Here is an 8,603-nt window from a genome sequence, read left to right on the forward strand (position 1 = left end):
CATAGGTCATCGAGCGGCCGTCCTCACCGCCCCACCCCTGCCGCCGATAGCCGACACTGGTCCGCGGGACGTCCCGATCCGGTGACGGACCCGCAACTACCAGGCCGCCCGGTACGGTCACCCAGGCGTACTGGCTGCACACTGTCAGTGGGGGCGGGCAGGCTCAGGGCGGTACCGCCGACGAGGGAGGGGTGGCAGCATGCAGGGGGAGGCGCAGACCGTGCACGGCCTGTTCGAGGAGCAGGCGTTGCGCGCACCGGACGCATCGGCCGTGGTCTGCGGCGAGGTCCGGCTCACGTACGGGGAGTTGGACCGTCGGGCGAACCGGCTGGCCCGGCACCTGGCCGGCCTCGGGCTCGGCCCGGGCGGCTGCGCGGCGGTCGCGCTCGGCCGCAGCACGGAGCTGATCACGGCGCTGCTGGCGGTGCTCAAGACCGGTGCCGCGTACGTGCCGTTGGAGCCGACCGGCCCCGACCGGACGATCCGGCACGTGCTGGCGGACGCCGCCCCGGCCGTGGTGGTGACCGAGGAGGTGCACCGCGTCCGGTTGGCCGACTCCGGCGAGGGCGCGGTGCTGTGTCTGGACACCTCGGCGGCCGCGGTCGCCGCCGAGCAGGACGAGCCGCTCGCCGTCGGGCTCACGACCGTCGACCCGGCCTGCATCTTCTACACCTCCGGCTCCACCGGCCTGCCCAAGGGCGCCCTGGTCGAGCACCGCAACCTGCTGCACTCCCACCGTGGTTGGCGCGAGGTGTACGGACTGACCCCGGCGGACCGGTTCCTGCAGACGGCCACGCTGGAGTTCGACGTCTTCACCGCGGACTGGATCCGCGCCCTGTGCACCGGCGGCACCCTGGTCATGGCCAAGCGCAACTTCACGCTCGACCGGACGGCCGAACTCTCCGAGCTGCACCGGCTGGTTGTCGAGGAGCGGATCACCGTGATGGAGACCAACGTCCACACCGCGCGCCGCCTGCTCGACCACCTGCAACCGCGCGGCCTGGAGCTCGGCGCGCTGCGGCTGCTCACCGTCGGCGCCGAGAAGTGGTACCTGGACGAGCAGTTGAAGATGCAGCGCTACCTCGGCCCCGGGGTCCGGGTGATCAACGTGTACGGGGTCGCTGAGGCGGGCGTCGACAGCACCTACTTCGACCCGGCCGACCTCCACGGGGACGTGGAGCAGCCCGAACGGATCTCCCTGATCGGCCGGCCGTTCCCCGGTAACGGCGTCCACCTGATCGGCCGGGACGACCGGCCCGTCCCGGACGGCGACATCGGCGAGATCTGCCTGACCGGGCCCGGCGTCGGCCGCGGCTACCCGCGCCTGCCCGAACTGACCGAGTCCCGTTTCGCCTTCCTGCGCGGGATCGACGACCGCGCGTACCGCACCGGCGATCTGGCGCGGCGGCGCTCGGACGGGCTGCTGGAGTACATCGGCCGGGACTCCGGTGCGGGCACCGCGAACGCCGCCGAGGCGGAGGCCGTGCTGCGCGGCCATCCGGAGGTGCGGGAGTGCGCGGTGACCGCCCTCGCCCCCGAACAGGGCACTGCGAAGCGGCCGTTGGTGGCCTATGTGGTCGCAGCGGAGGGTACCCGGCCGGAGTCCTCCGCCGTCCGGGAGTACCTCGCGGAGCGGCTGCCGAAGCAGCTCGTCCCGGTGGCCGTCGTCCCCGTTCCGGCGCTGCCGCGGACCCGTGCCGGGAAGCTGGACCGTGCGGCCCTGCCGCTGCCCGCGCCGCGCGACCACGCGGGCGGTTCGGGCAAGGCGTCGGGCTCCGTCAAGGGCGCTGGCGGCCGGGTCGAGGCCGACGGCTGCACCCGCGGGTGCCTGGTCCTGCTGGTCCTGTTCTTCGCCTTCTTCGGCAGTGCCTCCCTCACCTCCGTTCTCTGGCCGGGCTCCACCGACCTCTCGGCGGTGCCGGAGAGTTACACCCTCGCGTTCTCGGTGCTGTACGGGGCGGAGTGGCTGGGCTTCGCCCTGGGAACGGCGTTCCTGCTCTTCGGGCACCCCTCGGTGGCGCGGCTCGGCCGGGGGCCGGTGCTCACCCGGCTCACCCATCTGTCGATCGTCTGGCTGCTCGCCGCCTGGTGGCCGCAGGACAACATGTACCGGCTGACGAACCCGACCGACTGGGGACGGGAGACGTTCATGGTCTACACGTTCAACGTCACGCTGATCGCCGCCGCGGCGGTCGTGGGCGCCTTCATGTTCGCGCAGGGGCCGACGGCCGTGCGGGCGGGCGGCGAGCGGAGCGGCCCCTCGGAGGGCGGGCGCTGACGCCGGGGGCGTCCGGGGCCACCGCGTCGAAGGGGTCGGCGAGCGCCTCGACGGCTGCCCGGACGACCGCCTCCGCCGCGTCCAGCGCGTCCAGGGCCGTCACCGTGTCCGGGGCGCGGGCGGCCAGCGCCACCCCCGCGGTCGGCAGCTCGTCCCAGCCGGCCGTGGGGATCGTCGGCAGCAGGCGCACTCCGAACCGCTCGCAGCGCTCGGCGAGTTGGGCCAGGTGCGCGAGCAGCGCCTGCTGGGGCAGGCGGGCGCCGAGCGGCAGCCGGTCCAGGGTGCGGACGCGGTGGCCGGGGCCGTGGACCGTGTCGAGGCGGGCCGCCAGCACGAAAGCCACGGCGGGGCCGGTGAGCCGCAGGTTGGCCTCGGTCGGGGCGAGCCGCCCGGCCGGGTCGGTGACGAAGTCGACGTCGTACCATCCGCGGTGGCCCGCCCGGGCGAGTTCGGCGCCGACGGCGAGGCCGAACGCCTCCGCGGTGGCCGCCGCCCCTGGCGGCACCGCACCCGGACCCGCGGTGGCGCCCCGGTAGCTGGTCCCGTCGATGTGCATCACGGCGGCGCCGACCGGGTGCACCGAACCGTCCTCGGCGATCACCGCGTCGAAGGTGAGGTTCCGCAGCCGGCCCCGCCCGGGGACGTACTCCTCCACCAGCAGTCCGCCGCCCGGCGGCAGGACGCCCTCCGCGGCGAGAGCGCGCAGCAGCGCCCGGGCGCCGCCCGCCGCTGCGATCTCCCGCGGGGCGATGACGGCGGTGCCGTACCCGCCGACGCCGTGGTGGGCCTTGAGGACGGCGGTCTCGCCGCGGCGGGCCAGCCGGGACAGCAGCCGGGCGGTGTGCCGGGCCGAGCGGGTCGGCTGCTGACGGGGCACCAGGATGCCCGGGTGCCCGGCCGCGGTACGGGCGAAGAGCTCGTGCGAGGCGGCCTTGGACTCGAAGTGGCGGACGGCCTCCAGGCCGGGCCCCTCGGTGCGGCCCCAGGGGCGGACGGGCAGGCCGAGCCGCTCGATGCCCTCGCGCAGCGCCGGACGGGCGGCGAGTGCCCCGCGGACGGTGCCGTGCTCGTCGGCGAGTCCGGTGTGCAGCTCGACCGGACCCCAGGCCAACTCCCGTGCCAGCCAGGCCGTCCACTCCGCATCGGGTTCGCCGGGCAGCAGCAGGGCGGCCGGGTCGGGGGTGTAGAAGGCGGCGAGGCAGGAGTAGTGGTGGGCCTGCCGGCGGGCGGCCGGGCTCTGCGGCACGAACTGGGCGTTGAAGTCGGCGACGTCGCCGATGTGCACGGCGCGCCGGCCGCCGTCCGTCCAGGCCTGCTGCCACTGCGATGCGTCCGTCAGCCGTGTCCCCACCGGGAGAGCCTATGGTCACCGCCGGACGGCCCGCCTCGCCTTCGGACGAAAATCCGACCGGGCGCGGGCCGACCCGGCGGAGGGCGGCGCTCAGTCGGACCGGACGAGGCGCTGCACAGCGGGCCAGAGGCCGTCGAGCCGGGACGGGTCGTCGGCGAGCTTGGCAAGCAGCACCGCACCCTCCAGCTGGGCCACCACGGCGCGGGCCGTCCCGGTGTCGGCGGCGACCGGCGCGGTGGCGCCCGCCTCCACCAGGACGCCCTGCACCAGCGCGGCCTGCTCGTCGAAGATCTCGGCGAGCCGGGTCTGGATCTGCGGCTCCCGCCCGCTGAGTTCGAGGGCCAGGTTGCCGAGCAGGCAGCCGCGGACGCTGCCGCCGCCGGCCTTGTCGGCCCGCTGCGCCGCGGCCTGGGCGTCCAGCAGCAGCCGCAGGCGTTCCATCGGCGGCTGCCCGGCCGCGCCCAGCAGCGCCCGCCAGACCTGCTGCTGCTCCGTCCAGTGCGCGTCGACGGCGGCGAGGGTCAGCGCCTGCTTGGAGGCGAAGAAGTGGTAGAAGCTGCCCTTCTTGACCTCGGCCCGGGCGCAGATCTCGGCGACGCCGACGGCCGAGTACCCGCTGCCGTGCAGCAGGTCGCAGGCGGCGTCGAGCAGTCGCTCCTGTGCCGTGCTGCTCCGTCCCATGCGGCGAGTATACGGTCGGTCAACTACTCCGTCCCGGGCATGCCGGTGCCCCCGGGCCGAGGGGTCTCGGTCCGGGGGCGTCGGTGTGCGGGCTCAGTGCTCGGCGGTCGGCTCCTGGTGCCACTCGGAGTTGCGGTCGACCCGCAGGACGAGGTACTTGTCCGTCTCCTGGTTCTGCGCGTGGTCGACCGAGTGGTAGAGCAGCCGGTGCTTGCCCTCGCCGGTCACCACGATCGGACCGGTGTAGGTCTGCCAGCCCCGGCTGTCGAGGTTGTACTCGGTCATGGCGACGCCGGAGAGGTCGTCGGTGGCGGTGAGGGTGACCAGCACCTCGCCCTTGTGGCCGCCGCCGTCCTTGTGCGGGTGCGAGCTCGTCCGGGCGGTGGTGACCGGCGGGGTGACGTCCACGGGCAGGTCCATCGCCTCGTCCTCGGGGGTCGCCTCGTTCTCCGGGGTCGGCGCCGGGACGCCGGCGGACTCCGCGCCGGAGTGGCCGACCGCGCCGCCGCGCAGGACGAGGGCGTTCCAGTCGTCGTGCCCGGCGAGGGCGGTCTGGCTGCCGTCGCCGTTGACGTCGACGCCGACCTCGATGTCGGAGATCCGGCCGTCGCAGTTCCAGTCCACGGTGCCCTTGTTCGACTGGATGGTGACGAACTTGCCGACCGTCCCGTCGATACCGGGGCAGAAGTGGCTGACGTCGTAGAGCGGGTTGGTCGGCGGGTAGACCCGCTCGTCCAGGGCGGTCTCGTTCAGCGACAGGTTCTGCCGCGAGTAGTCGACGAGGCCCTTCGTCGTCCCCACGGCCAGGCCGAACTGGTAGCTGTAGTTCATCACGCTGAAGTACTGCGGCTCGTGGTTCGGGATGTCGGAGTTGCCGCTGTGCCGCAGGCCCAGGTTGTGGCCGAGCTCGTGCATCAGCGTGCCGGCCTGCTCGTCGACGGTGCCGACGCTGTTGGTGAAGCTGCCCAGGCTGACGATGAGGTCGCTGCCGGGCGTTCCGGCGGAGATCCCGCTGGAGCGGGAGCCGCTCTCCAGGTTGTGCGCGGAGATCGCGTAGTGGAAGATCGGCGCCCGGGCGGTGCTGCGGAAGCCGCCCGTGGCGTTCTTCAGCGCGGTGAAGGCGTCCCACTGGTACAGGCCGCCGACCTTGGTGCCGAGGTTGGTCGTCTCGGTGAGCTGCTTGGCCCGGCTGAGGGTGCCCCAGGTGGTGTTGGTGGCGTAGTTCATGATGCTGTTGGGCCCGGCGTCGATGTGCAGGTTGATGCCGGTGCCGGTCTGCCCCCGCTTGTTGTACGGCGCGTTCTTGAAGGCGTCCACGACCTTCTTGAGCGCGGCGGGGTCGATCGCGTGGCTGTGCGCGGTGTTGGCCATCCAGTCGAGCTGGACGAAGACGTCCGGCCGGTTGACGTCGGCACCCATCGCCTTGAGGTCGATGAACTTGGCGGGGCTGCCGTCGCCCGGGTCGAGGGTGACGCCGTTGAGCTTCCAGGCGTCGGGGATCCCGTCACAGGTCTTGGAGTTGCAGTCGAATGTCCAGTGGACGGGGGTGTTCTGGTCGGTGCCGCCGGTGTGGCTGATCACGTAGCCGGTGGGCGCGGACTCGGTGTAGGCGTTGGGCCCGGTGAAGGGCACGTCCCAGCCGATCCGGGTGGTCGCGCCGTTCTCCCCCTGCACGGTGTAGTCGATCGTCCCCCTGGTGCCGTACGCGGACTGGCACGGCCCCACCGTCCAGGTGGCGGTGGTGCCGGCCTGGATCGTGGCGGGCGCGAAGGGGATCAGACATCCCTCGGGCACGTTGATGGCGAAGCCCGTCAGGTCGCGGTCGCTCTTGTTCTCGAACTCCACGGACACGGTGCCGCCCACTCGGCGGGCGGCCGCGGCCGGTGTGACGGCCGCGGCGACGGTGAGCAGGGCCAGGACCAGCACGAAGAGCGCCGCGAGCCCGCCTCGCCGGCGCGCCGCGGCGACGCCCGGCCGGCCCGGGGCGCCGAGAGAACGATCTGCAGTCATGCCGGTCACGCTAGGCGGAAGATTGACGACACTCCGTCACGGCTCGACGGGGTGTCACTCCGACGGCCGCCACCGGCCGCCCGGCCGAGGGCGGGGGGCTGCGGGCGGAGGCGGGCCGGCGGACCACCGTCAGTGGAAGACGATCGCCCGCCCGGTGGCCAGGCTCGCCCGGCAGGCCCCGTGCAGCACGTACCAGGCGAACTTCTCCGCCTCGTACGGGTCGTCGGCCGGCGCGTCGGCGTCGGCGGGGCCGTCGACGGCGGCCGCGGCATCCGGGCAGATGCCGATCGCCGGTGCCGTGCGCCGGAGTTCGGCGAGCAGCCGGCCGGTGGATCCGACCATCCCGCCGCCCGCGACCGCGGCGTCCTCCGGCAGGAACACCGGGTCCTCGAAGTCGGCGGGCACGTAGTAGCCGGCGCAGTCGGAGTGGCAGAGCAGGTGCGAGGAGAACATCAGGGTCTCCTCCTCGACCTCGCCGCGGTCGCAGTCGTACTGCTCGGGGTCGGTGGTCGCGGCTGGCGTGACGGCGGCGCCGTGGCGGTGCAGGACGTAGGCCCGCCGCAGGTGGTGCAGGTACCCGTAAGGGAACCCGCCGGAGTGGGCTGCGTGGCCGCTGCCCGAGGCCGCGGGCTCCCGCCAGTCGATCCCCTTGACCTGCAGCGCCTCGGCGAGCACGGCGAGTTCACGGGCGTGGTGGGCGGCGACCTCCGGGTCGTGGCGGTCCAGGTCGTCGAGCAGGCCGACGGTGATCGAGAGTCCCATGGACGGCAACGGTAGGACCCGGCACCGACACGGCCGGATCCGGGACGATCACCACCGATAGTTGACCGGTCGTCTAGCATGACGGGGACGTCGACAGCGAGGGAGCGCACAGTGATGAACACGCGTGCCGTGGGCCGGTTCTGCGAGCTGGTGGGCTTGGAGCACCCGGTGGTGCAGGGCCCGTTCGGCGGAGGGATGTCCTCGGTGGCGCTGGCCGCCGCCGTCTCCGAGGCCGGCGGGCTCGGCTCGTTCGGGGCGCACCACCTGCAGCCCGACGCGCTGACGCAGCTGGTGAAGGACCTCCGCGCCGCGACCGCCCGCCCGTTCGCGGTCAACCTCTGGGTGCCGCAGCCCGGCGAGGGCGGGACCCTGGCCACCGCGGCCGACGTCGAGCGGCTGCACCCGTACTACGCCGAGCTGGGGCTGCCCGACCCGTCCACCGAGCTGCGCCGGCCCGACTTCGACGAGCAGGTCGACGCGCTGCTGGAGTCCGCACCGCCGGCGATCAGCCTGGCGATGGGGCTGCCGCCGGAGCGGGTGGTGGCCGGGGCCCGGCGCCGCGGCATCCTGCTGATCGGCACCGCGACCACCGTCGCCGAGGCCGAGGCGCTGGAACAGGCGGGGGTGGACGTCGTGGTCGCGTCCGGCAGCGACGCAGGCGGGCACCGCGGCGCCTTCCTGTCGCCGGTGCGGGAGTCGCTGGTCGGCACCTTCTCGCTGGTGCCGCAGGTGGCGGACGCGGTGCGGGTGCCGGTGGTGGCGGCCGGCGGGATCACCGACGGGCGGGGCCTGGCCGCTGCCCTGGTGCTCGGCGCCGACGCGGTGCAGATCGGCACCGGCTTCCTGGCCTGCGCGGAGTCCGCGGCGAGCGAGCCGCACCGCCGGGCCCTGCTGTCACCGGGGGCCCGGACGACCGTGCTCACCCGGCTGTTCTCCGGCCGGACGGCGCGCGGCATCGCCAACCGCTTCGTCCGCGAGATGGCCGCGTACGAGGAGGTCGTCCCGGCCTATCCGGTGCAGAACGCACTGATGCTGCCGCTGCGTGCCGAGGCGGCCGCCCGGGGCAGGTCGGATCTGGTCAACCTGTGGTCCGGGCAGGCCGCCGGGCTCGCGGTCGGCGGAGCGGCCGCCGACTACCTGTCGGGAGTACTGGCGGACGCCGGACGGCTGCTCGGCCGTCCGCTCTGACCGCCGACGGTCGGTCAGGCCTCGCCGGGGTGCCAGGCGGGCCACTCCCAGGGGCGGTCGACCCAGTGCACCAGGACGGGGTCGTGCGGGTCGAGGTCCGGAAAGGCGTGCTTGACCTCGGGTTCGAACTCCTCGGGGGCGAGCGGCTTCCAGCCGCCGCCCTTGAAGTGCACCAGCCGGTAGCGGCTGTCGGTGCGGAACTCGGCGACCTCGACCAGGGGTTCGGTGGTGCTGTTGCTGTTCATGCCCCCCAGCATCGTCCGGGGCCCGGGGGCGCGCACCCGGGCCGCACCACCGTGTCCGCCGCCCGGTGCCGTTCCGCGCCGGTGATCC

At 74.0% G+C, this 8,603-nt stretch carries 7 protein-coding genes; 2 read left to right on the forward strand and 5 right to left on the reverse strand.

The features are described from left to right. Positions 1-199: 199 nt before the first annotated feature. Complete coding sequence (locus tag KSNIM_RS04205) at positions 200-2,278, forward strand: amino acid adenylation domain-containing protein (RefSeq protein WP_263101850.1); 2,079 nt, start codon at positions 200-202, stop codon at positions 2,276-2,278. Here the strand turns inward: KSNIM_RS04205 and KSNIM_RS04210 are convergent. The 4 genes from KSNIM_RS04210 to KSNIM_RS04225 form a co-directional block, all read right to left on the reverse strand. Next, complete coding sequence (locus KSNIM_RS04210) at positions 2,205-3,629, reverse strand: hypothetical protein (protein WP_263101851.1); 1,425 nt, start codon at positions 3,627-3,629, stop codon at positions 2,205-2,207. The genes KSNIM_RS04205 and KSNIM_RS04210 overlap by 74 nt on opposite strands. A gap of 90 nt (positions 3,630-3,719) precedes the next feature. Continuing rightward, positions 3,720-4,310 (reverse strand): TetR/AcrR family transcriptional regulator, encoded by a 591-nt coding sequence (locus KSNIM_RS04215; RefSeq protein WP_263101852.1) that lies wholly within the window; start codon positions 4,308-4,310, stop codon positions 3,720-3,722. Positions 4,311-4,403: 93 nt separating this feature from the next. Then, entirely contained in the window at positions 4,404-6,320 is a 1,917-nt protein-coding gene (locus KSNIM_RS04220) for an OmpL47-type beta-barrel domain-containing protein (RefSeq protein WP_263101853.1), read from the reverse strand. Between the two features lie 129 nt (positions 6,321-6,449). Next, positions 6,450-7,082, reverse strand: coding sequence for a hypothetical protein (locus KSNIM_RS04225; protein WP_263101854.1), 633 nt, complete (start codon positions 7,080-7,082; stop codon positions 6,450-6,452). Positions 7,083-7,196: 114 nt separating this feature from the next. Here KSNIM_RS04225 and KSNIM_RS04230 point away from each other — a divergent pair, with 114 nt between their 5' ends. Then, complete coding sequence (locus KSNIM_RS04230) at positions 7,197-8,270, forward strand: NAD(P)H-dependent flavin oxidoreductase (RefSeq protein WP_263101855.1); 1,074 nt, start codon at positions 7,197-7,199, stop codon at positions 8,268-8,270. Between the two features lie 14 nt (positions 8,271-8,284). Here KSNIM_RS04230 and KSNIM_RS04235 read toward each other — a convergent pair whose 3' ends face one another. After that, positions 8,285-8,515: a hypothetical protein gene (locus tag KSNIM_RS04235; RefSeq protein ID WP_263101856.1), complete on the reverse strand. Its 231-nt coding sequence runs from the start codon at positions 8,513-8,515 to the stop codon at positions 8,285-8,287. Between the last annotated feature and the right edge of the window lie 88 nt (positions 8,516-8,603).

Origin of the sequence: Kitasatospora sp. DSM 101779, assembly GCF_025655475.1 — a bacterium.
GTDB lineage: Bacteria > Actinomycetota > Actinomycetes > Streptomycetales > Streptomycetaceae > Kitasatospora.